The organism is Enterobacter sp. ECC_219_Taxon_10 (assembly GCF_058354905.1).
The window spans coordinates 3124925-3149647 of sequence record NZ_CM178005.1; the positions used below are offsets into that span (position 1 = coordinate 3124925).

The 24723-nt window shown below is 49.8% G+C and carries 21 protein-coding genes; 4 read left to right on the plus strand and 17 right to left on the minus strand.

Annotation, left to right across the window (positions count from 1 at the left end; all coding sequences use genetic code 11):
• Window positions 1-5: 5 nt before the first annotated feature.
• The gene (locus AC4ICF_RS14960; RefSeq protein ID WP_001593449.1) at window positions 6-953 is read right to left on the minus strand and encodes an ArdC family protein; all 948 of its coding nucleotides are present in this window, start codon (window positions 951-953) and stop codon (window positions 6-8) included.
• 840 nt (window positions 954-1793) lie between these two features.
• Between AC4ICF_RS14960 and AC4ICF_RS14965 the strand changes: the two genes are divergently transcribed.
• On the plus strand, window positions 1794-2153 hold the full coding sequence (locus AC4ICF_RS14965) for a mCpol domain-containing protein (protein ID WP_001593450.1): 360 nt from the start codon (window positions 1794-1796) through the stop codon (window positions 2151-2153).
• Between the two features lie 9 nt (window positions 2154-2162).
• Complete coding sequence (locus AC4ICF_RS14970) at window positions 2163-2765, plus strand: Cap15 family cyclic dinucleotide receptor domain-containing protein (RefSeq protein WP_071549951.1); 603 nt, start codon at window positions 2163-2165, stop codon at window positions 2763-2765.
• A gap of 345 nt (window positions 2766-3110) precedes the next feature.
• Here AC4ICF_RS14970 and cap3 read toward each other — a convergent pair whose 3' ends face one another.
• The 7 genes from cap3 to AC4ICF_RS15005 all read right to left on the minus strand — a co-directional run bounded on the left by cap3 (window position 3111) and on the right by AC4ICF_RS15005 (window position 11798).
• On the minus strand, window positions 3111-3518 hold the full coding sequence (cap3, locus tag AC4ICF_RS14975) for a CBASS system CD-NTase/cGAS isopeptidase Cap3 (protein WP_223340727.1): 408 nt from the start codon (window positions 3516-3518) through the stop codon (window positions 3111-3113).
• A gap of 40 nt (window positions 3519-3558) precedes the next feature.
• The gene (locus AC4ICF_RS14980; protein WP_064375562.1) at window positions 3559-5328 is read right to left on the minus strand and encodes an E2/UBC family protein; all 1770 of its coding nucleotides are present in this window, start codon (window positions 5326-5328) and stop codon (window positions 3559-3561) included.
• The gene (gene dncV, locus AC4ICF_RS14985; protein WP_001593454.1) at window positions 5328-6626 is read right to left on the minus strand and encodes a CBASS phage resistance system c-GMP-AMP synthase DncV; all 1299 of its coding nucleotides are present in this window, start codon (window positions 6624-6626) and stop codon (window positions 5328-5330) included. Before dncV ends, AC4ICF_RS14980 begins: the two co-directional genes overlap by 1 nt.
• Window positions 6626-7699: a CBASS cGAMP-activated phospholipase gene (locus AC4ICF_RS14990; RefSeq protein WP_032142592.1), complete on the minus strand. Its 1074-nt coding sequence runs from the start codon at window positions 7697-7699 to the stop codon at window positions 6626-6628. Before AC4ICF_RS14990 ends, dncV begins: the two co-directional genes overlap by 1 nt.
• A 421-nt stretch (window positions 7700-8120) precedes the next feature.
• A complete protein-coding gene (locus AC4ICF_RS14995) occupies window positions 8121-9866 on the minus strand; it encodes an anti-phage protein (RefSeq protein ID WP_064375865.1) in 1746 nt (581 codons plus the stop codon).
• Window positions 9867-9926: 60 nt separating this feature from the next.
• Entirely contained in the window at window positions 9927-10820 is an 894-nt protein-coding gene (locus tag AC4ICF_RS15000) for an anti-phage nucleotidyltransferase (RefSeq protein WP_001593458.1), read from the minus strand.
• Window positions 10821-10835: 15 nt separating this feature from the next.
• Complete coding sequence (locus tag AC4ICF_RS15005; RefSeq protein ID WP_491466099.1) at window positions 10836-11798, minus strand: anti-phage phospholipase; 963 nt, start codon at window positions 11796-11798, stop codon at window positions 10836-10838.
• A gap of 495 nt (window positions 11799-12293) precedes the next feature.
• On the opposite strand from AC4ICF_RS15005, the gene AC4ICF_RS15010 reads away from it, so the two are divergent.
• Window positions 12294-12557: a hypothetical protein gene (locus AC4ICF_RS15010; protein ID WP_491466100.1), complete on the plus strand. Its 264-nt coding sequence runs from the start codon at window positions 12294-12296 to the stop codon at window positions 12555-12557.
• A gap of 38 nt (window positions 12558-12595) precedes the next feature.
• Here AC4ICF_RS15010 and ldtA read toward each other — a convergent pair whose 3' ends face one another.
• A complete protein-coding gene (gene ldtA, locus AC4ICF_RS15015) occupies window positions 12596-13492 on the minus strand; it encodes a L,D-transpeptidase (RefSeq protein WP_116338903.1) in 897 nt (298 codons plus the stop codon).
• Between the two features lie 164 nt (window positions 13493-13656).
• Here ldtA and AC4ICF_RS15020 point away from each other — a divergent pair, with 164 nt between their 5' ends.
• Complete coding sequence (locus AC4ICF_RS15020) at window positions 13657-14550, plus strand: LysR family transcriptional regulator (RefSeq protein ID WP_316379447.1); 894 nt, start codon at window positions 13657-13659, stop codon at window positions 14548-14550.
• Here the strand turns inward: AC4ICF_RS15020 and AC4ICF_RS15025 are convergent.
• The 8 genes from AC4ICF_RS15025 to AC4ICF_RS15060 all read right to left on the minus strand — a co-directional run bounded on the left by AC4ICF_RS15025 (window position 14516) and on the right by AC4ICF_RS15060 (window position 24475).
• Complete coding sequence (locus AC4ICF_RS15025) at window positions 14516-15409, minus strand: DUF6282 family protein (protein ID WP_116338899.1); 894 nt, start codon at window positions 15407-15409, stop codon at window positions 14516-14518. The two genes, AC4ICF_RS15020 and AC4ICF_RS15025, sit on opposite strands and share 35 nt — an antisense overlap.
• Window positions 15406-16074, minus strand: coding sequence for an RraA family protein (locus AC4ICF_RS15030; protein WP_316379446.1), 669 nt, complete (start codon window positions 16072-16074; stop codon window positions 15406-15408). The genes AC4ICF_RS15025 and AC4ICF_RS15030 overlap by 4 nt, the downstream gene beginning before the upstream one ends.
• Before the next feature lie 7 nt (window positions 16075-16081).
• A complete protein-coding gene (locus AC4ICF_RS15035) occupies window positions 16082-18244 on the minus strand; it encodes an isocitrate/isopropylmalate family dehydrogenase (protein ID WP_316379445.1) in 2163 nt (720 codons plus the stop codon).
• Complete coding sequence (locus AC4ICF_RS15040; RefSeq protein WP_166711665.1) at window positions 18241-18957, minus strand: alpha/beta fold hydrolase; 717 nt, start codon at window positions 18955-18957, stop codon at window positions 18241-18243. Before AC4ICF_RS15040 ends, AC4ICF_RS15035 begins: the two co-directional genes overlap by 4 nt.
• Complete coding sequence (locus tag AC4ICF_RS15045; protein WP_243865745.1) at window positions 18954-19952, minus strand: hydroxymethylglutaryl-CoA lyase-like TIM-barrel protein; 999 nt, start codon at window positions 19950-19952, stop codon at window positions 18954-18956. The genes AC4ICF_RS15040 and AC4ICF_RS15045 overlap by 4 nt, the downstream gene beginning before the upstream one ends.
• Entirely contained in the window at window positions 19888-21105 is a 1218-nt protein-coding gene (locus tag AC4ICF_RS15050; protein ID WP_166711667.1) for a multidrug effflux MFS transporter, read from the minus strand. Before AC4ICF_RS15050 ends, AC4ICF_RS15045 begins: the two co-directional genes overlap by 65 nt.
• A gap of 197 nt (window positions 21106-21302) precedes the next feature.
• Window positions 21303-23996, minus strand: a complete 2694-nt coding sequence (locus tag AC4ICF_RS15055; protein ID WP_163329807.1) for a cation-transporting P-type ATPase — start codon at window positions 23994-23996, stop codon at window positions 21303-21305.
• Window positions 23997-24043: 47 nt separating this feature from the next.
• Entirely contained in the window at window positions 24044-24475 is a 432-nt protein-coding gene (locus AC4ICF_RS15060; RefSeq protein ID WP_116338886.1) for a universal stress protein, read from the minus strand.
• Window positions 24476-24723 lie beyond the last annotated feature (248 nt).

Below are 24723 nucleotides of genomic sequence, written 5' to 3' on the forward strand. Positions count from 1 at the left end.
GCGGCTCAGATTTTGTCCATCAAATAACGATGTGCTTTAGAGGCTGCGCTGACCGCTTTGAAAATATAACGCTTGTCGTTTTTCAGCTCTTTCAGCCAGGAAGCAATATAGCTTTCATGTTGTACCTCTCCCTCAATGCCAAGATCAGCCATCAGAAAGGCACTTCCCAGCTCTGCTATCAGTTCTTCCTCTGCATAATCCGCACTGCCAAACTTCCCTTTCATTTCACGGTTCAGACGTTTTTTGCCACCACTCCAGTGAATCAGCTCATGCAGACCTGTAGCGTAGAAATTAGCCGCATCTGAAAACAGATGGCGCTCCGGTAGCCAGACTTCATCTGTTGATGGGCTGAAAAAGGCGTTTTGTCCTTTCTCGATGATGTTTGCGCCACTCTTCCGTAACAGGTTCTCAACCTGCGGCACCGGGTCAAAGGTTGCTTCCGGGCTGACAGTTTCAGTTGTCAGGGCCAGGCCGTCGATTTGCTGAACGTTAAACACGGTAAAGGTTTTCAGCATCGGAATATGTTCAACTTCTCCGGCGGCGTTTTCCTTCTCCAGGGTGGTGTAGAAAATGGCTGTTGTGCCACGTTCACGTGTGCGAACCTGTCCACCTGCTGCCTGTGCCTGTTTGTAGGTCATCCAGCGTGAATCGCTGAAACCCTGTTTTGATGCACTGCACCATAGCAACATGATATTCATACCGCTGTAGGCTATGCTGGTGGCGTAATTCGATGGCAGACCAGACATGCCGGATACACGCTGCCACGGGCATGACCAAGGTTTCACACCGGCTTCTAGCGCTGCAATGATGCTGTCGGTAACGGTCTGATAAATATCCGTTCTGGTTTTAGAAAATTTCGTTTTTGAGGAGCCTGACGGGTCCAGCGGGGATATGCTGGTCGCCGCTGCGGTGTTAGGGGCGCTTGTCCGGGGGTTATGCAGGGAAATTGTCATGATTTTTTCTCCGTCAGTGTGTTTTTTTCGTCTTCGTATCGCCTGACGGTTCGCTTTCCCGGCATCGTTCTGTCCTGCAAGGGCGCAGCAAGCGTGCCATTTACCCTTGCAGGACGGGTTGTGTTGGGAAACGATTAACAGGAAGCCGATACAGGAACGAAAAGCGCACAGGAGAAAAACTGCCCCTGCATAGCCGGGCGTAGCGCCCCTTACTTCGCAATGGTGAAAAGTAAATTGGTGGTGTTGAGTCTGGGGCCTGCACTGACAGGGACTTCATGTAGGTGTTAGCATGCTTTCCTGCCGGACGAGACGATCCTGCTAACCGGGGGCGGTTTGTTCTTAAATTAATTGTCTCGTTCCGGCATCACTTACAACCGGAGCCGGGCTGTCTCATTATTGAACGCAGCATCCAGTCTATCCACCACCACCTAGATCTGGGGTGAGAGATTTCTTGGAAATGGCCACAGCACCGTAACCGGAGAATCATTCTCAAAGGGCTTAACAGGTATATTATTTCACTTAATTATAATGCCAATGTCATGAGAAATCTTTAGTGTAAAGATTTAATAATTATCATTTAAGTGTAGATTACAAGCAGAACAATTGAATTAATCGCCACATTGAACATATAAAACCTCAACACACTTGATGTATTTAACAAGACATAGGATTAAACCCATTAAAATTAAAAAAATTTAAAATACAAACCTCGTTTTGGCCGGGTATAAATACAATTTAAACCGCAACGTTTTTAAGTAAATAAATTCATTTGCAACTAAGCATTCAGGGTTGATATAATATAACCACTTAGATAATAATCCATGTTAGTTTGGAGTTAATATGTACATAGCGATAGATGGCGATGATGTGGGGAGAAAAATAACCTCATCATACTTATCCAACTCAGAAGAGAGGTTGACATACATAAGCAACAAATTAAATGATACCACAAAAAAAATATCTAAAATGCTTTTATCCAATGGATTTGAGATAATTTTCCAAGCCGCAGATGGTGTTACAGCGAAAACAGACAACGAGGTCAATCTTAACTTTGTTTTTGATAAGATAAAATCCTATTCCTTTGACGAAATTACATTTTCAGCTGGTGTGGGAGCGAATCTAAGAGAAGCCTATGTTGCACTGTTAAATTCTAAAAGCAACGGTAAGAATATGATTTCTATTTACAAAGACATATTATAGTGGTGCGAAATGTTTAGAATAATAAGATTTGACTGGTTGTTAAAAACGGTATCACTAATCTCTTTGTTTGTCACAATACTTTCATTTTGGATCTTTAAGACAGTTCTGTCTTCTGACTTAAGCCTGCTCAAATTGTTATCAATATCATCATTAGCATCCATTATCATAAACTTCTTTCTCCTTTCATCAAAGATATCAAGACTAATATGGGGAACAATAAGGTTTTTCAAGAAAGACATATATCCTGACTTAAATGGAATTTGGGTTGGACATATAATCACAGAAACAAATGATGAATTTGAAGTCCGCGCAAAAATAAAGCAAGCACTCCTTGTAACAAAGATAGAAATGCACGGCCCCACAGTTAAATCTGTTACGCTAGAAGCAACGCCAACTAAGGAACTGGATAACAACAAATTGTATTATGTATATAAATCAACCCCTAAAAACCCTAGTTGGAGCGAGTATATTGGCTCGACTATATTCGACGTAATTGAAAGTAACAATGCGCTCCAACTTTCCGGTCGATATTATACAGACAGAAAATCCGTGGGGAGAATATCAATAAAAAGAATATCACTTAACACTGACTCCGATATATCTTTTTATTAACTTTCGGAATGTTTAATTACCACAACCAGCCATGTTCGTTCTTTTAAAATAGAAGGATAATTCGCGCTACTGATATATTAATCATGGAAAAACTCCTTTCAGTAGCCATTTTCCCTAGAAAAATACCCCTGCATACCTCATATACTCCATCGAAACTGATTATTATGGAAGACTCCACTTATAAAGAATTGCGAGGGAAATTCGAGTGGTGTTTTTTTCGTCCTCTCCCCATTAGATGCCCCCAAAATAGCCATCATATTAAATTTATTTTAACACATAAACTATACTGTTAAAAATGACTAATATCTGAAAAATGAGTGCAACTCAACAATTTCATCTATTTTTTTACTTCTCTCTTATACTTTTTATATCATTTCCGTTTTTTATTCCTACCCACTCAGATTTTCTGCCTACAATAATCAGGAGCATTGTCTCTGTTGCGATCAGTCCAGTCAGCCAAGATTTCATGTCTGTATAAGACGGTTGAGGAAAATCTTCGGGATGTGTATGCCATTCGCCTAAATAAACAAGAAAGCCATTTGACTGTTCAAACAGTTCATCTACTTTCAGCTGATGATGGTCACCTTTTCTTTCAAACCGATTACGTGTCCTGATGTCACCCGGCCCTGGTTCCGAAATGTGAGTAATAACGATGTGAGGTCCCCGGCGTTCTCCTATCAGAACCCCTCCAGCTTCTGTGCTGACATATTGCATTTGGCGATATGACTTGAGCAGTCGAACGACTTCGCTCATGACCACTACATGATTGTCAAAATTATCGATGAATACCAATTCATTTATGTTCATTACACACAGGGCAATTCGGCTGATGTGGCAAAAATTGAGGTCTGAGCGAACGCCCCCCCTCAAGGATATGTTCATTGTAAGTCCACTTTAACTCTGGTTCTAGAGTACTTAACACGGCCATCTGGGCCAGAGATGACGTTATGCTACTAACTGCTGCATCATAAAGGGTGTAAGTGCTGCCACAACTTTTATTTTTTTCGCTTGATATATCAAGATCATTAAACCTTGAATCGGTTCCTTTATGGTATTTTGCAGGGTTAGAAACCATACACCCGTAACAGCTTCGGCCATCATCAATAAAGACTTTTGATGCCCGGCCGTTGCCATCATTGAACGCGTGAATAATATATGGTCTTTGCTCCAGTGGAATCTGTCTAACCACCGCAGCGATGCGTTTTGACACAGGTGGGCGTCCTGTCGCATCAATAATGATGTCGTACTTCTGCATTTCATCTGCGCTGATACGGAATTGTTCCATAAATCCTACAACCTTTGTCTGTAAATGCACAGACTCCTGTAGCTTTGCCGCAAGTGAAAGGGATTTAGGCCACCCGAAATCATGTGACGATAGGGTATGACGGCCAAAATTACTGGGTTTGTAGATATCATCATCATAAAGATGCAGATAACCCTTACCACATCCGGCTCCGTTGCGTAGTAATAATTCGGCCAGATACCCTCCAATTGTTCCACAACCTATCAACGCTATACGCTTTGTTGAAAGACTTACTGCCCCCTTCCGTCGTGTATTCCGGCTAAGGAGCGTCGCAATGTCAGCACGAATGACACCCAGCCTTTGATATTCCGTGCAAACACTTTTGCCACCCAACATCGCCGCAAGCTTGACCGTTGAGTTTTTGGCTGACTTCCGGTACCTTCTGAAATCAACAGACTGCGCATTGAACTCAACATAGATAGCTAAGATGTCCTGGTTTAAAACATCAAAGAGAAAAATGTACCTTTTCTTCCCTTCGGCTTTGATGTTTTCAATGACTCTATCTCTGGCATTGTGGTCTGATTTTTCAAGCCATTCCAGTAAGTCCCGGAATGAAGCCGGTGGCCATTTCATCCCGGCTAGACGGCTGGGATTTACAGAAATGTAATGCGTGCTGATGGGTATTTCTTTTAACGAAGTTCTGGGGAAATACCTTTGTTTGAGCCACTTGGTCATAACGGCTTCCGAGTCCTCCGGGGATGATTCCTCAACCGTTATGTACTCCTGTCTGGTAGTTCCATCAGACTTAAGTAATTTTGCCAAAGAGGTTTTAAGTGTGGTCCCCCGACTTGCGTTTGACAGAAGAAAGAGTGTCTCGCTGGGACGCCAGTATGCAGCAAACTCCCCTTCCAGTTCTCTCTTATCATTTACCCCTTGCGTAGCAGCGGATACCGAATTAATGAGGGTCTGGTGTATCTGTGCATCAACTTCTTTATATGTCGCTTCCAGATCGTTGGAATCCCAGTCTGCTTCCATCTGCTCAACATAGCAAAGGAACCCTTCCAGGGCGACATGGGGCATAAGGCAACTTTTGAACTGTTCAGGTTGCTCAATAATGAATGCTGTCGGCAGTTCTGTGAAAGGGTCGGGATGAATCACCAATGCAACATTAAAATTACCGGCATCAGTCGCGTATTCTTTCGTGTAATATCCTGCACCTCGCTCCCTGCTGTGCAGAATCGATTTTTCAGGAAGATTGCGGGCACGCGTATAGCGATACCCGCATCCCGTCATCACTTGATGGAGCTGCCCGTCCTTCATCAGCCACTTACCATCGTTTTGTTGATTGGTTTAGATGATGGCTCTTTGGATGGTGCATTGAGAAATGCCGGAGCTGCAGCACTTGACGTGATTAATAGGGCATTAGTCACACGTTTACCAAATGCTTCGTTGATTTTACGTAACGCTTCTTCCCGACTTTCTGATTGCTCAGCGGCAAGTAAAATACCGTACAGACCTTCCATAGTTTCAACGATAGCTCTATGGTGCACGTTATGGTTACTTTCCGCAGGGAACAATGGTTTTTCGTCAGTATCGTCGGGACTTTCCACACCGCGATTGAATTCCTCAGGCAGCAACCTGGCAATAAGTTTCATCGTCCCGGTGAGGTCGGAGCCATTATGAGATTCTCTATCGAGGATGTTGACGACTGCAGTCATCAGACTGATTGATGAAGGGCCCCCAACTTCCCATTGTGCATCCCGCCAAGCCTTCATAAACCGGCAAACTGAACGCAGATGCCCGCCGATACGTTTACAGCTTTCGTTGAACCAGTCTTCAACAATTTTGGGGTCGCTGACTGACCATCTTCTGACCCCTTCGCGAAGTGCCAGGTTCACTTTGTCGGACTCAACGGCATAAGCCTCGCGTCCCCCCCGGTTCAATGCAAAAGATTCAAACACCGAATCTGACTTTATGAGGTGTGCTGAATCTGCTGCTGTTTGTTTTTTCTGGAATTGTTCTTTAGGGATCGCATACATCGGTACATCAATGTGTGTTTTCTCCCGATAGATTTTGATGCGTCCGCAGGTATTCTTTTCTTCAAATACCCAGCCATCGTTTTCAGCTTCTAGTGATTTCAGTGATGTATCCACGAGAAGGAGAAGCAGAGTGTGTCCAATGCTCGGTTCGGATTCAAACACCGTCATGGGCATGTAGGTGCCATCATCAATATCCATTTCCTGCCCCGGATGAAAAGGCCTGTTTAACGTATCGTACTGAAAACTTCCTTGAGTCCAGAAACGAGGCTGGAATTTGATGAAGTCATCGCGTGCTTCATCTTCCATTTCAAAAATAAGTCGCGCTAGATCAGCACGTTCTTCGGGGGAGAGGTAGCGAACGTTTGTTTTCTCAAGTTTTAATCTGACACTTTCAAGTGTCAGCGCTTGCCTTCTCACGTCAATTGCGACTTGGCGAGCTTCCTGAAATACATCTCTCGTCCTTTCACGTACGATCTGACGAAGTGCTTTGAGTTTATCGGATTCAGTCTTGCTCAATTTGAGCTTACTGATTAAGCCATCCATATTGTGACTATAGTAATTGTTAAAATCCCAAGGCATCAGAGTTTCTCCTGCGCGATTGCGCGCTTAAAGGGTTTTGCAGGTGTAGTGAAAAAGCTCTTAAGCTTCTGGTTCTGAGCGAACTGCACAGTAGCGAGTTGTCTTCCCCTTGCGCGCAGGTTTTCAATGGAACTTTTCGTGGCATTATCCAGAGTGATGTCGCTGGCTGCTTCATTAGGGATCACTTCATCCAGACTGGTGTAGTTATCGGAGGCACCATGGAGCGTAAGCTCGCGCAGGAGCATATTTTTATGGAGATGTTGGTTAGCCGTCATGGTTGTAAGGACCAGTTTTTTACCTACGCCCCAAAGTCGGCAGTAGCCATTCCACCATTTTTTGCTCAGCAGCCTTGGGCTAAGTGAATACTCTTCCCCGGTAGTACCGATATTAAGTATGTGTATGTCTTTATGAGCAACATCAGGAAAATCAGACTTCATGTCCCTGAAAACTTCCAAAAATCCGATATAACTGGGGTTGTTGGCGACCAGACCTCCATCAGCAAAATAAGAACCAAGGTCTTCACAATGGTGTGGTGCAAAGAACGTCGGTGCAGCGGAGGTTGCGAGTGCGGCATCAATCAATTTAAGTGCACCGTCGCGGGTAAAATCTGGGTTATGTGGTGTCTTGAAGAACTGAGGTTTTCCTGTTGAAAGATTGACTGCCGGGACCATTACTCTCCGGGCCAGGTCATTAAAGGTAGTCTCACCACCGATCATCGTTTCAATTGTTTGTCGAAGTGGTTTACTACTATAAATGGGAGAAACAAGTGATTTAAGGAGATTGAATAGCCACCATCTTGGTGGAAAAATATCATTCGCTTTATCTAAGAAAACACATTCCAACTCGCGAGCACTCTTGCCTTTAGCAAGGCCGAGAGCCAAGATCCCACCTATCGATGTCCCTGCGATGAGGTCAAAGTAATCGCCAATTCTGATTTCTTGGTCAGGGTGCCTAGAGGCAAGTATCCTCTCAATCTCAGCAAGCACACTGATTGTAAACATCCCTCTGGCCCCACCACCATTTAGGCAGAGTAGCCGTACTCCATGGTCATTGACTACATGCAATTCAGACATTGAAAACCCCATAACCAGAGAATATAGCTATAAGATATGTCTGTTTTTATTCTTTTCAATGTACAAATAATCAGTGTTTTTGTAATTAGTATAAAACACTTTTAATTCTATAAAACATACTGATTTAACCTGTAAAGTTAGAATTTTTACATTTTATATCCAATCAAAGGAAGGTCTTCATTTGAAACGAAGAAGAATCATTCGATGACTCTTTGCGGTACGTGACATCCACTGGCACTATCAGGCAGTGTCCGATGAACCAAACTCTTGAAGCCTGCCTGACCTAAAGTGAAGCCCCCACAGGCAAGATAATTCCTAACGATAAGGCCAACGACGATAACATCCCTACTAACACCAACAAACGTTAGGCCATGATATTGGCACGAGGTACCTAATATTGACATCACGCAACGGTATTCGGTCAGTCTATGAGATAGCTTTCGTCCATCTCTGGGTCAACTTCAAATCTCTCAGTTTCAAAATAGATAAGACCTACTTCTTTTGGAACGGCATCTAGTTTGTCGAGTACGGCATTAATTCGAGCGCATTGCTCAGCGTTGATATAGAAGCGATGGTCGTTTAACCAATTCCGAGAATCATGATAGTTGTCGAGCGTTGCCGCCTCCAGTGTTACGACACATTGTTCTATTTTTGAACGACTGCACAGTCGCTTGATTTGAGGAATGATATCGACTGTTCGATCATCCGACACGACGATCGCAAGCCTTCGAGTGCCGCTCGTTTGCACGTAACGCACTCCGGAATTATACCGAGATCCCCTTGATGGCGTACACTCATCGGTCGCTTCACCGTCGAGAATAATCCCGATAGCATGGCAAAGACCAGCAGGATCAAGCAGTATTGTGCCATCAATACCGCTGACACTTCGAAGGAGTGATTCAGTGAGCTTAGTTGGCACGATTCTAGTACCTTGCTTGCAAAGTCGATTCGCCTCGCAGGCCGCATCTTCCGCAACGACAATCATGCTCCCATGCCCCTGACTGGTTTGGGTCATCAGAAGGTTCCACAAGTGCAATCCACTATCTTGTGAAGACAACGGAAATAGTCTCGCGTAATTTGCCAGGAAGGCAGCTTTGTCAAAAGGCTCCTGTGGAAGTTTGGGCACAGCATATTGACTGAGAAGCAGTGCTTGGTTACCGCAGTACAACTGCCAGTGATAATGATCTATAAAATCTACCGTGAACGCATCTTGTGCACTGGGATCGTGCGACTCCTTCAGTCTCCCAAGTCCATAGATGTACTGACTATTTGCGATAATGCCGACACCTGATGCCGCCATCTGCAAGACTTTCCGAACCCATCGTGGCTCACGAAAGGGAACTGGCTCAACAAACTTCGCCAGGAACTCAACCGCCTCGTTATCTGGATCGACGAGAATGAGCTGACCTATGCCTTTCGCCCCCTCGTACATAAGAGAGGAGACAAGGTTCAAAGCATCGAAAAGATCAGTATGAATGTATCTTCGTTCGATCGAGAGGCCTGCGGTGTGCAGAAAGTCCTTTGCAGCAATCCGTATTATTTCCTCGGCATCTCTCATACTGCCATGGATAAATCTTCCTGGATCAGGGTTATGCAATTCCTCGGTAGCCTCACGAAGAACCGCATACATCGCTGCATGTATCAGACTACGAAATCCATGTCCTTGTTGGCTTTCGTCAACAGAATTGGAGAGCAAAGGAGGGAATTTCTCGAAAGTGTCGTTTGGAATCTGTATGACTGGGGTGACATAATAGTCGTCTATTCGCCTAGACTCTCCGCAAAATGACGTTACGTTATGCTCGGTATCAAAAGCATCAAGTGCCTTACTAACCGATGTTCGCACTGAGTCGCGACGTATCCACTCTGGCTTGTCGCGCATGCTTGGCCCATCACCAAAAATCATACTCTGTAACCGATGATTCTTGTAAATCGATTCAACTGAATCCAGCAATCCTTCAAACAAAGATAGATGCCACTTACCATCTTCTGGCTCTACGCATATCGGATTCGCATTTTTACTGCCAGGGCGGCGAGCACCAACAAGTAGCACTTCTGCATCAGCCGGTGCACCCAATTTTTTCAGTACATTACGTGCCAGAATCTGGATGTGAATTCTGTAGCTGTCCTGATATCCCCACATAAAAAGGTTAATGATGCTACCTGCCACCTCGATTTCTCCTGCTTGCTGTTTGCCGTGCCCTAAGACCAGCAGTTTTGTCGACTCACTTCACCATTCATTCCACATTTTTATTGCAGCGTCGATAAACGCTTCCGCATCGGCTTTCTCCCATGAGGTATGTGTCCCCTCCCAAAGCAAGTAATACTGTTCATTGGCGCATACCAGCTTGTCTTTATCTGCTTCTGTCTGAATCCAATTCATGGCATTGACAAAACAATCAGCATAACTGGTGCCAAACTTTTCATTTGGCACGTTGTAGAGTAGACCTTCAAGGTAATAGGAAGGTGCAAGTCCTGACTTCAATTTTCCGTCAGCAATGAGTTTACTTCGAAGGTTCTTCAGTACGCGAACCATGGGCTTTAGCCATTTATTACTGGCCTGATGTTTTAAGGTGAGATTTTCTGAATGCTGCTTGGGGTAATTGGCAATCCGTTCACCAGCGCCATTAAAGAAACAGATGCCCTCATCGTATTGTGAGTCGTAATGCCCCTTGAATTTCCAATAACGACGAAACTGCATTGATGCGATAACGTCAGCTTTGCGCCTACTTCCATTTGCCGCTACAACTATGGCCTTATCTCCGACCTTAACATCAGACCCGAAGCGCTCTGTAAGAGCCTCAAGCACATCTTGCTTAAATTGAGTATACGAGTAGGTTGCAGGAACAAATGCACGGTCATACGCATCTTTGTCTTCTGGTGATAACTGTGTGAGGTCACTGTAGTAGACATCATCAAGACATATGACTACATCAACGTCACTTTCAGCATAAATGTTAGTATCGTTTCCATAGGAGCCCTGAAGGAATACTTTAAAATTCTTTCCATGATACTTAGTGTTTGCGCTCTCTAATGCATTCTTTATAATGCTATAAGTCGAGGCAGACTGTGCAATAGATCCTTGGTGGGACCATGTATCGAGCTGTGATTCAGGTATTCCCATATTATTTCGCCTCACTCATATCAGAAACTCTCTTAATTGTGCCTCACGAGCTCCAAAAGACTCCCTACCACGCTGTCGAAGGGTATTCAGTTTATCTAAATTGTACTCAAGTAAATCTGTCGCCATCTCAGGCCGTTCGAATGTGTCGCTGATCCGAATCGTCGGAATATCTTTGAATAGAATGTCGCGTAGTTGATCCATCGATTGTGTATTGATCTCTAGAGTTTTTTGAAGCAGCTGGACTGCGAGCCATTTCTTAGCAATCCGCATAAGGAGACCTGGTTTAGGTTCTGGATAGATACCAACACCGACATTTATAACCCGGATATCCTTGTGATCTTTTTTCAGAGCGACAGTGGCGTCGGCGATTGCAAACAAGGTGGGGTTGTTTGCGCAGTAACCTCCATCGATCAACTCAACCTTATCTCCTGCTGCGGTAATAATCACTTTCCTTTCGAAGAACGGATAAGCCGAGCAAGACGCTTGCACTGCATCAGCGATGCTGACCCCGAATCCTGGACTGAAGGTTCCCTTGCGACCATGGGCCTGCACAACATTACCTTTGAAGATCATTGGTCTTTCGGTCATCCATCGAGTTGCGACGATGCCAATACCCATCAGAACATCTTCGAATGTCTTGTCTTGAAAAACTTCCTTAGCCAAATCCTGGAGCGCCATTGTTCTTGCCGCAGCCGACCGGCTGGACATAACTCGTGGTACATGTTCGGTGTACAGTGCGTGTATTTGATCTACTTCGTATCCTAGAGCGATGAGCGCGGCAATAATCGCACCGGTGCTAGTACCAAATACAAGATCAAACCTCTTATATAATGGGCACCCAAGCATAGCCTCAATTTCCTTGAGGACACCCAGCGTATAAAAGCCCTTTGCACCGCCACCATCAAGTGCGAGAACACGGCATATGTTGTCGTTGCCGTACTCGGTGAGTAGTGATGACGGCGAAACAGAGTAAGTCATTATTTTGCACTCCTTGTTCACTACGAGGATATCCAACTAGTACCGAACAATTTATAAAAGCTGGAGACTTCAAGTAGTCCGAAACCTGCATAAACCAACAGCGTGAGCGGATGGATCTCCATCAAATCGCATAGTAGGCTAACTTCTTCGAGGTAGGACTTTTAAGGTCGCGTTCTATCGAAATAAGGTAGATAAAATACCTCTTGACTCACACCACGGCCTCCCTCATCTGTTGCAGAGCATTGGGCAACGATGCTTTAAGCGTCTTCATTCTGTACTTTACCTAAACACCTAGAGTTGCGGACATATTACACAATAGGGCCTAAACCTATACTATTCATTGATCTATTTTTACGCATTTGCCACTTTAATAAAATCCACAACTGCGGCTTCACTCAAAAGTGGAGAGTCCGGCCAGTATTTACTGCATTACGTGCGTCAATTGCTGTACCCATACGGTTCTGCGAATAGATAACTTTCATATCCACCCCATCCATGGAACACCAAAGTAACGATCAGCATATCCGAGGTTCACTCAACCCAGCCTTACGTAACCCGCTACTATTGGTGGTCATTTTGGTGGTCTTGACAGAAAGTGGATTCAGGTTTAGCTTGAATATTAGCCAGTTACTGGCAAAGGCGATCCCAGTCAGAGGAGCCAAATTTGAAAAGCCTGCTTTTAAAGCAGGCTTTTTGCTTTTCGGCATCTGGAAAGATTGCCCGGTGGCGCTGCGCTTACCGGGCCTACTTGTCCCGTAGGTCGGGTAAGGCGCAGCCGCCACCCGACTAACATGCCCTCAGTTGCCCAGCTTAACCGGCATCCCCGACCGCCGTTCCAGTTCAGCGCCCGCGCCCTCGTTTATCAGCTGCGTTCGCTGCGCGGCTGAAATGGGCAGAGGCACTTTCCGGGTTGACTCAAATTCCGCGCGGTTACGTGATAATGGCTCGTGAACCTCTACCCACCGGCTGCCGTCCGGCTCCGTGGTCATCTTTACGGGCCGATCGATAAGCTGCACGCGGGTGCCTACGGGAACGTTATCGAAAAGGTATTTAATGTCGTTGTTACGCAGACGAATACAGCCCTGGCTCACCCGCAGCCCGATGCCGAAATTCGAGTTTGTGCCGTGAATGGCGTACAGCCTGCCGATATAAATCGCATACAGCCCCATCGGGTTATCCGGCCCGGCGGGCACGAAGGCCGGGAGCGTTTTACCCTCTGCCGCATAGGCACGGCGCGTGTTCGGCGTCGGAGACCAGGTTGGTCCCTCCTGCTTGCGCTCAACCGCCGTCACCCAGTTACGCGGAGTCTCGCGCCCGGCCTGACCGATGCCGATGGGCAACACTTCCACCGTATTGCTGCCCGGCGGGTAATAGTAGAGACGCATTTCCGCCACGTTCACGACAATCCCCTCGCGGACGGTATCGGGTAAAATCAGCTGCTGGGGAATAGTTAAAGTCGTTCCGGCTTTTGGTAAAAAAGGATCCACGCCCGGGTTCGCTTCCAGCATGTTGCTCAGCCCCAGGCCGTGCTGCGCGGCAAAGTACTCCAGAGGCAGGGTATTTCCCTCGGGGACCACAACCGTAACGGGGTTGCCGACAAGACGACTGCCTTCAGGCGGCAGCGGGTACGTAACAGCCAGCGCACCGGGCGTTACGGCAGCAAGCATCAGCGCGAGCGAGAATAAGCGAATCATAGTTTCCCTGCGATAAAACGAATGGTCACAGGCTAACTATAACTGCCCGCTGCGAAATTTGTCAGAATAGTCACGTGGCGATAACGCTTTGCGAGAAAAACCAGCACAACATGCTGATGAAATAATGCGAGAATAGCGATACCAGACCGGGTCAGGAGGACACAATGCTGGAAAATATGAAAGCCTTCAGAATGGTCGTAGAGTGTCAGGGGTTCCGCGCCGCCGCGATGGCCATGAAACTCTCCCCGGCCATGATCAGCCGCAGAATTGAAAAGCTGGAAAGCGAGGTGAATGCGCAGCTGATTAAACGCAATTCACGTCGCATTTCTCTGACGACGGCCGGTGAGCAATTTTACCAGCGCTGCCTGCTCATTATTGATGAATATGAATCCTGCCTCAGGGATGTCAAAAGCCTCAGTAACGAAATCGGCGGAAATCTCAAAGTGGGTATCCCCCATTCCATCAGCAATCAGCACGTTATTCCGCACCTTGGCGCCTTCCTGGAACGCTATCCCAATCTGAAGCTGGATATCGTGACCGGCAATCACTGCATGGAGCTTTTCAGCCACGGCTTCGATCTGGCGCTGCAGTGTGGCCCACTGCCCGACAGCAACCTTTATTACACGCTGATTGGCTACTGGCGAAAATACACCTGTCTTTCACGCTCCTACGCGCAGCAGCACGGCATTCCCCAGCATCCTGACGATCTGCGCCAGCATACCTGTCTCCTGCATTTTGATAACCACCGCCGCAGCTGGAAGTTTGTGATTGACGATGAGCTGGTTGAAATCCGCCCTCATTACGTCTCCAGAGTGAGTAACAGCCTCGACCTGTGCAATATGGTGCATCACGGGTTAGGGATCTGTTACCTGCCGGAATTCACCGTGAGAGCGGGAATGGAATCAGGAGAAATCATCACCGCCCTTGACGCGTTTATGCCTGCCCCTCTTCCCCTGTATGTGGTGCATATCAATCCTCATCCCTCCCCCAAGGAACAGGCATTTATTGATTTCCTCCGCACGCTTAACCTGGCAACGGCCCCGGCGCCAGCATCCTGAGCGGGTTCAGCAGCGCGATCTCCTCAATGCGCGCCGCATCCAGTCCGGCCTCTCTGAACCAGCGGTGGCTGTCCTCCAGCCACTCGCCGATGTCGGGCTGGCCCGGCTGGCCCAGATCCGAGCTGTAAACCAGGTTATGCACTCCCGTCAGCACCTCACAGAGATCGTCGAGGGGCTGATAGCCTAAATAGACCGTCAGGGCGCACTGCTCCACAAAGAGCCACTCGTGTTCGCCGAGCGCGCGCAGTTCCCGGGCAGTAAATCCCGTCATCGGATTCGCCGGCTGGTTCAGCATCAGCCTGCAGCCGCCCACTCGCTCAACGGCCTCAATCAGACGCAGCGTTTGGTCTTTCGTCGCATGTCCTGAGGAGATCACAATGTCATGGTGCCGGGCAAAGTGAATCAGCGTTTTTACGCCTGAACGCAGTTCACCCGCCTCATCAGCAATCGAGAGCGGCTGCCCGGCGAAATGCCGGGCGTACTCGTTGCTGAACGTTCGGGATAACCCGCTTTTATGCGCCGTTGGAACCACGGTCGGCAAGTGCACCAGCAGCCTGGGCGCACCCTCAAACTGATACTGGCTCAGCGCCTGGCGGACGACGTTAAGGTTTATCCCCCCGGCGGCGGCATTCAGCACGACCGAGCCAAAGACGGGCAGACCTTGCTCCTGCATTGCCGATGCCAGCGCGCTGACGCTTCCCAGATGGTTCTTAAGCACCACGCCCCCCTGATACTGCGCGTAGCGTTCTCCGGCCTCCATGGCGGAGTAACGCCGCTGGTAGCTATCCGGGCGCGCGTGATAGTGCACGTCCAGAAAGCGCAAACGGGACGCCCAGTAGTCAAAAAACGGCCGCGTCATGCTTTTGCTTCCCAGGGCACATGGTAACCAAGCGTTTGTCGGGCTACGTCGAGCGAGGTGCCTTCACGAACTGCGTTGATGATCTCACGCTCCGTTTTTTCTACGTTTTCTGCCCGACGGATCACCTCCTCCAGCTGCTCAGCGGGGATCGCCAGAACGCCATTCTCATCGCCGAAAATCCAGTCGCCAGGGCAGACCGTTACCCCTTCAATCTGCAGCGCGCACTGCACCGCAGTGACCCGCGCACGGTTCTTGCCGGAAACCATATAGATGTTGCTGGCGTACAGCGGGTAATTCATCTGACGAATGTCTGCAATGTCCCTGGCTGAGCCGTAGATGACGGACCCGGCGATGCCTTTAAGCACGGCTTTGGTGGTCAGAATATTGCCCCAGCTGGTGCAGTCCGTACGGCCGCCATTGTCCACAACGATGACCGCGCCAGCCGGAACCCGATCGATATAGTTCCCGGCATTCATAAACTGATTTTTCTCCGCCACGCAGGCTTCATATTTTACGGTCCAGGCAGGTCCCGCCATCTTACTGCCCCCGGCCTGCAGCTTAATGCCCGCAAGGCCTCCCGCAATGTATAAACTGTCCAGCGCGTCCGAAACGGCCGCCGTGTCCAGCGCCAGCAGGCGCGACTGAAGCGTTGATTGAGTCGTCATTGTCGAATTATCCATGCTGTGTTGTCAGGGTTTTTAAGGCGCACCAGGCGGCATATTCCGGCAGGGTTTGCGCGAGCAGTGTTCTGTTCACTGGAAACGTCATCTGATGCGCCTGACCATCTTGATGACGAACCGACAGGGTCATTTTCCCCAGCCGTGCGTCGCTGTTCAGAAGCTCCGAGAGCGACGGGCTGACCGTCACATCCATCTGCACCGTCGGCTCTCCCTGGCGAGGCAGGCCCCCGGCAGGCAAATACGCTGAGAGCGCTGCATCTGGCGTATGCCAGCGGATACTGCACGCATCCCGCAGTATTTCGCCCGCCGTTTTATTACGTTTGCTCACCAGATAGGGACGCAGCGCGCTGTCCAGACTTTGCCTCACCGGAAGCGGTAAAGTCCGGTGTGCAGGGGTTTCGATCTGCACAATGACGTAAGGGCTTTTCCATAAAAAATGACTGTCCCAGTCGGTGGAGGTGGCCAGCGCATTGACGATAGAACCGACCTCGCTCTCGCTGATCCCGATCAGGATCCAGCAGTGCTTTTGCCTTTCAGGCCCGGTATCTTTGTTATTTGCTAATGCCTCTTCCAGCATCGGCAGCGCCTGGGAAGGCGGCCCGGGCAGAACCACCAGTTGACTGCCCGCCGCGCATGCGCTGAAACCTGGAGCGGTGCCGCAAGCGTTATCCAGAATGGAAGCGCCCTCGGGGAAACGCGCCTGAAGACGGTTTGAAGGATCGCTTTTCACCCCGAACGTCACGAGACGACTCTCAATGGTTTTCCACGTCTCTTCGTCGTGCACAAGCGACTTGCTCAGAACCTGAGCAATGGCCTCGCGGGTTTTATCGTCAGAGGTTGGGCCAAGGCCGCCGCACACCACAATGAGATCGTCCTGCCCGATACGCCCTGTTACTACCGAGCTTATCTGCGGGATGTTGTCTGCGCAGGTCGCCTGAAATTTGACACGGTAGTGCGCCTTTTCAAGGCATTGACTGATAGCCTGCTGGTTCGTGTTAAGGCATTGCCCGGACAGGAGCTCATCACCAATTGCAATCACGCTGGCCGTTTTAGCGATGGCTGGCTGAACCAGGGCGTCGATTATCGCCTTTGCCATCTCCACCGTTGTCGCCGGGCCGCCTAAATCGTAGGTCGCCACCTTCCCCTCACGAACAACGCGATCGACAGCCTGCTGCAGTTTTTCCGCCTGCGCCTCAAAGCCGAGGTACGCCAGCATTAGCGCAATTGTGTAGAACATTGCACACGGATTGGCTTTTCCCTGCCCCGCCATCCCCGGCGCGCTGCCGTGTACCGGTTCAAAATAGGCCACCTCGCTGCCAATGTTGGCGCTGGGCGCCAGGCCAAGCCCGCCCATCACGCCGGCGGCCAGATCCGACAAGATATCGCCAAACATATTTTCCGCGACAATCACGCCAAACTCGTGAGGCTTACGCACCAGCCAGAGGGCAATCGCATCCACGTTGTGAATATCTGCCCGAATGTCAGGGAAGCGCGCGGCCACTTCCTGAAAGATTGTTGCCGCAAAATGACCGCTTTCGCGCATGACGTTGGGTTTATCGGCAAACGTGACGCGTGAAAAGCGGTGTTGGCGGGCATAGTCAAAGGCCGTCTGAAACAGGCGCTCCAGGCCGTAGCGCGTTTGCAGACGCACTGACCATGCCGCCTCTTCCGGGCCATATTTTTCGAGATTCGGGTGTTTAAGCCAGCTGGCCACGTTCTCACCGACACCTTTAAAATCCATTCCGGCGTACAGCCCCTCGGTATTTTCCCGAATCACACAGCAGCGGAAAGGATGGCGATCTCCCGTCACGTATTTCACCGGGCGGATGTTGGCATAGAGGCCAAGCCGCTGACGGAGCTGAATCACCGGTGAAACATACTCAATGCCTTTCTGCTGGAGCGCGACGGGCAGCGCCTGCTGAGCCTGCACTTTCCCCTTGCTGGTGATGGCGCCCAGCAGCACCGCGTCCGCCTCAGCAATCTGTTCCCAGGTACGTGCCGGCACAGGATTGCCCTCGCGTTCCCAGCAGGACCAGCCTATTTCACCAAAGGTCAGGCTGATGGGGAGATCCAGCGCACCGATAACGGGCAGCGCAGCGTCGCAAACCTCCTGACCAATACCGTCTCCCGGCAAAACCAGAACATTTTTTTTCATAAGGTATCGATCCATTCGTTGAGCAGCGCATTCACCGCAGCGGGATTGTCATTCCACGGACGCATTCCCGCGCCGGGGATGCGTTTGTAATAGTGCTGGGTTCGGGGGCTGTGGGTCTGGTTTTCCCATGAGGCCAGCTGGGATTTTTCACCCACAATCGCAAGATAGTTACCGTCATAGGCGGCAATATCCGCGCGGGCATCCATCTTTAACAGCAGTGAGAAGCCGGTGAGCATGCGTTTAATCGCCGCCATTTTCTCTGCATCTGGCAGGGAAAATTTTTCCTGCGGCGCAGGCTGACCTTCGGGCAGGACGTAGTGATGCAGAATATCCATGGCCGAACCGAGTTCACCTTTTTCAAGCAGTGCGATGAGACGCACCAGCCGCTGCGTTAATTTCTCGTCGGCAAAACCGGGGGCGCTCACGCTCATGACGCCCGCTACGCCGCGCAAACGGTGTGCCAGCAGCTGCACCAGCGTGCCCGCCATCGCAAACCCCACCAGCAGCCAGGGGCGTTTGACCTGGGCATTTAGCTTCTGGCAAAGCGCGTCAATCGCGCTCTGCGGATCGTCGTGCGTAATCAGGCTCAACGTATCGACGATGGTGACGGAAAAACCTTTTTCTTCGAGCAAGGTAACCAGCGGAGCGCAAAATGCCCCGCCGTCCCAGGCAGGCATGACCGGTGCCAGTATCACCGCATCCTGTAACTTCATGCTGCGGTCCCTGTGATCACGTTTTCAATAGCGCTGAAGACACGCTGACTCTCTGTCGTCAATGACTCTTCAACCATTTTCCGGTTCTCCACGCTGAGATTTTTCACCCCAAGGATCATATCCACTACGCTGCGGTAAGAGGCGTTGTAAAATTCCTTCGAAACCAGCTGATGCACCTGATTAAATATCCACTCCGTGTGATAACGTTCTTTGCCTTCGTTGAAATTACACAGCGACAGCCAGATTTCCATCGCCAGATTTCCCGCCCCTTTTCCCATGCCGGTCAGGGAGCTATCAATAAAGGTCGCGCCGGCCTTTACGGCTTCAATGGAGTTTGCCATTGCCAGCCCCAGGTTATCGTGGGCATGGAATCCCACCTCAAGCGGCGTTGCGCATTTAAGCAGGTTAACCAGGCGGGCGGTCTGTTCAGGCCGCAGGCTGCCGTTAGAATCCGCAATGCAAATAATATCGGCCCCGGCGTTCTCACACTGCAATGCCACGTCAACAAGCGTCTTCGCGTTAATTTGGCTGGCGCGCGTAAAGTTCATGCTCACGCGCAGGCCATTTTCTTTCGCCACCTCACACAGTTCCAGCGCGGGTTGGGGATTGTCGGTTTTAATACAGAGCCGAAGCAGCGCAACGCCACATTCCCGCAGGCGAATAATATCCTGCCGGGTAATATTATGAGGGTGGGCAATGACAACTAATTTCGCTTCGGGCACGGCATCATGAATTGCCTGAATATAATTATCAGGCGACATTCCGGTTAAACCAATATCCGCGATGGGTTTAAATGAACCGTTTCGGTAACCTATTTCAATCCATTCAACGCCACTGCCCACCAGTGCGCGCACATGCTTAATTGCGTAGTCTATAGGAAAGCTGAAATTGTTTTGATACCCGCCATCCCTTAATGTGACATCTATATTATTAATCATTGATATTACTCTCTTTACTGGAGAAAAATTCCATAAACCCATATTGACCAAAAACATATACAAGGAAACCAACAACGCAGACGCAGGCAATAATCAGCGCGGTCATGACGGGAGCATGGGCTGAAAGTTTTCCAATCAGGAAGGTTGCGAGCGCTGCGCTTCCGAGCTGTAAGGCCCCCATTACACCCGAAGCGGTACCCGACGCCTGCGGGTGCGCCGCGATGGCAGAGGCCGTGCCCAACGGCAGCAAAAATCCATTGCCAAAGGTCAGAATGCCGATGGAGAGAATGCTGGTAAACAAAGGCACAGGGCTTAAGTACATCTGAAGTGCAAAAATAATGCCGCCGAGGACAAATATGCGATACCCAAGGCGAATGGTCTCTTCAATACCCGCCTGACGAGATCTCTTCTTAGCGATCAGATTCCCCGCCACGTAGCTTACGGATAGCAGAATATAGGTGTAACCGATATAAAGCGGCGAAAGCCCGAGTTTGCCCAGCAAAAAGGGGGACTCTACGATATAGGAAAAATAGGCTGCATAAGCAAAACAGGGAATCGCGGCATAAAACAAAAACTGCCGGTTTCTTAACACCACAAGCGTATTGACCATGGCCGCCACCGCGCTCAGCTTTTGCCTTTTCTCAGGCGGTAAGGTTTCGCGCAGTGCGGTGAGGCACAGTCCCAGCGTCATGACGATAAACAAGGTCAAAAAGATAAAACAGGATTTCCAGCCGAAGTGTTGGGTTAACACGCCGCCGATCATGGGTGCAATGGCCGGCGACATACCCACAAAGGGAAATATGACAAGATAAAGCTGAGCCGAAGACTTCTTATCCAGCATGTCATTAATAATCGCCCGGCTGACGGTGATACCAGCGCAGGAGCCGATGCCCTGTAATAAGCGTAAAATAAGCAGCTCATTAATATGAGTAGAGTAAATAACGCCTACCGTCGAAACCAACCAGATTAACAGCCCCGCAATAAGCGTTTTCTTTCTCCCCAGACTGTCGCTTAACGGCCCGTACACCAGCTGTGAAAACGCAACGCCAAATAAAAACAGGGCGATAGCATCCTGTATTTGCGCCTCCGTGACCTTATAAAATAATTGCATTTCGCTCAGTGCAGGCAAAAAGATATCGGTAGATATTAATCCGCCCACGGACAGGCATGCAATTAATACCACCAGGGGCATAGATAGCGTTTTATTCATATTCGTATAAACCAGGAATTGGGGTAATACGAATTTATCGGAAGCGCTTCACAATGAGAACAATAATAAACTAAACGGTCTGTTGCACATTAGTAAACGAACGTTTTCTGTCGATAAGATAACGGTAGCGGCGCAACCATCAACCGCATGCGGCGGAAAAGAGAAAGCCTGGGCTCAGGCTTTCTCAGTTTACGCTATCACGCCTCGGTTTTGCGCCACCGGCGCGTCAGCACTTTCTCCGCCTCGACAATAAGGAACATCACAAAACCAATCAGGAAGGTGATGACCCAGTAGCGGAACGGCAGCGCTTCGGTGCCAAACAGCATCTGCATGAAGGGTGCGTAAATGATAAGAAGCTGTAGCGCCAGCAGTACGCCGCTCACGATCCAAATCCCTTTATTCGCCAGCAGGCCTTTGCTCAGCGAGAAGCCGTCATTTACGCGGCAGTTGAGCATGTAGAACCACTGCGCAGTGACCAGGGTTTGCAGCAGCACGGTGCGGATAAATTCCGCCGAGTAGCCGCGCGGCTGTAGCCAGGCTTCGAGCACGAAGGCGCTGATGGCAATCATCAGACCGACAAACACCACGCGCCAGATGGCATAGCCGTCCATCACATGGAGATTCGCCTTGCGCGGTGGCCGGTTCATGATGTCCTTCTCACCCGCTTCAAACGCCAGGCCAAACGACAGCGTTGCCGACGTCGCCATGTTCATCCACAGGATCAGGACAGGCGTCAGCGGGATCAGGTTCCCCGCCAGCAGCGCGATGATGATCAGCAGAGCCTGCGCGATGTTGCTGGGGATAACGAACAGAATGGTCTTTTTCAGGTTATCGTAAACCCGACGCCCCTCGTGCACCGCACGGGCAATAGTGGCAAAGTTGTCATCCGTTAACACCATGTCGGCGGCTTCCTTGGTGACTTCCGTCCCCTTAATCCCCATGGCGATACCCACATCCGCCCGCTTGAGCGCTGGGGCATCATTTACGCCATCCCCGGTCATGCCCACGACTTCCTGTTTACTTTGCAGGGCCTGCACAAGGCGGAATTTATCCTCCGGGCTGGTTCGGGCGAAAATATCGTACTGCTGCGCGGCGTCGCTCAGCTGACGATCGTCCATCGCCTCCAGCTCACGTCCGGTAATCGCGCTTGCGGCGTTACCAATCCCCAACATTTGCCCAATGCTCATTGCCGTTTGCGGGTGGTCGCCGGTGATCATTTTCACGCGGATCCCGGCCTGCAGACAGTCGGCAATGGCGGTAATGGCCTCCGGACGCGGCGGGTCCATCATCCCAGCAATACCCAGCAGGATCACGCCATCATGCAGGTCCGGGTGATCCAGCTCGCGTTGCCCCTCGCGGGCAGGTTTCCAGGCCGCAGCCACCATGCGCAACCCTTCCCGGGCATACTCTTCAATTTTACCTTCCCAGTAAGGCTGATCGAACGGCTGCAGTCCGTCATTCGTCTGCTGGTACTGGCATAGGCGGAACAGGACGTCCGGTGCGCCGGTGATTAAAATCACCTCTTCATCGCCCAGCCGGTACAGCGTGGACATGTATTTATACTGCGAATCAAACGGGATTTTGCTGCGCATTTCGGTATCGAGCGGTGGGAGCGGAATTTTCGCCGCCAGCACCTTCAGCGCGCCCTCGGTTGGTCCCCCGGTGATTTTCCACAGCCCCTGCTCGTCCTTAATCAGCTGGCTGTCATTGCAGAGGTCAATGGTGCGCAGGTAGCGTTCCAGCAGGGAACCCTGCGTCACGCTGACGGGCGTCGGGTCATCTATGGGGTGAATATTACCCACCGGTTCGTAGCTGTCGCCCTCCACGCGATAGGTCGTGTCAGCGGTAATCACCGCTTTGACCGTCATTTCATTCATCGTCAGGGTGCCGGTTTTATCCGAGCAGATGACCGTCATTGCGCCCAGCGTTTCCACCGTAGGCAGCTTGCGAATGATGGCCTTGCGACGCGCCATGGCCTGTACGCCAAGCGAAAGGATGATGGAAATGATGGCCGGCAGGCCTTCCGGCACGGCGGCAACGGCGAGGCTGATAAGCGACAGCACCAGTTCAGAAACCGGCATATCCCGGAACAGGAGGCTAAAGACAAACAGCGCCACCATCATCACCAGGATAGTGATGAAGATGGTCTTCCCGAGCTTATCCATCTGCACCATCAGCGGCGTGCGGTGCTTTTCAATGTCGGACATCATCTGATTGATGTGGCCAAGCTCGGTCTCGCCCCCGGTTGCCACCACCACGCCTTTACCGCCGCCGGAGCTGACGGTGGTGCCCGAGTAGAGCAGATTATACCGGTCACCTAAAGGCAGTTCCCCGCTTAACGCATCGCTGTTTTTCTCAACAACGGTGGATTCGCCGGTCAGGATGGCCTCCTCCACGCGCAGGTTATGCGCTTCAATTACGCGCAGGTCCGCAGGGATACGATCCCCGGCGCGGATCACCACGATATCGCCAGGCACCAGCGCCGTTGTAGGGATCGTTTCATGATTCCCCTGCCGTACCACCACGGCTTCGCTCGAGAGCATATTGCGAATACTCTGCAACGATTTTTCAGCATTGCTCTCCTGAATATGGCCAATCAGCGCGTTGATGATGGCAACCCCAAGGATGACAAACATGTCTACCCAGTGCCCCATAAAGAGCTTAAGCAACGCGGCCACCAGCAGAACGTAAATCAATACATCGTTAAAATGCGCCAGGAAGCGCAGCCAGCCTGGTTTGCCCTTTTTTTGCGGTAACGCATTCTCACCATGCTGCTGAAGGCGGGCGGATGCCTCAGTGCCGCTAAGTCCTTCCGGGGTGGAGTGGATATTAGACAAGGTTTCGTCAACGGTTTGTTGATAGTACGGACGTTCAGGTTTTCCTGTTTTCATCGTTCCTTCCTCAGGTTCTATTCAGAAATCACCTTGCTTTCATGTAATTAACGAATAACGAAAACAGGAACGTGGGCGTAACGCACAATACTTGCCGCCTCTGACCCTAACAAATGGGTTTGAATATTTGGATTTCGAGAACCGACAATAATCGCGCCAGCAGCAAGTTCGTCCGCCAGCTTAATAACCTCATCACGAACATTCCCGCTACGAACATGGAGATGAACACGTTCTTCCGGCAGATTCAATTTTTTGACCAGATCGGCCAGCTTTTCTTTCGCATTATTAATCATATATTCATCCATCTTACGCGCATCTGAAATAAACCCACGCGTCAGTTCGGCTGAAAATTTGGGCATGACGTGAAGCAAATGAACGTCACCCGATGCGCTTTGTGCCAGAAACTGTGCATGCTGCAACGCTTTATCCGCCAGGCTTGTCTCGTAGACATCCACCGGAACGAGAATGTTTTTATACATATCGAGCATCCTTTTTTATAACCAACACGAGAGTGAGTGAAGCTAAAAAACGCATTAAATGCAGGAGGTTGCCATTAATGCCAGCTACGGTAAAAAGAGATGATTGATATTAAACGTAGCACAGGAATATCAGGTTTAGCGCGCCCCCACTGATAATGGTTATTTAACATTTCGCTTTTCGCCGACTATGCTCATAGTCAGCCACCGCTTCCGGCTCATGGAGGAATTTATGTATGGTTTAAGCCTGC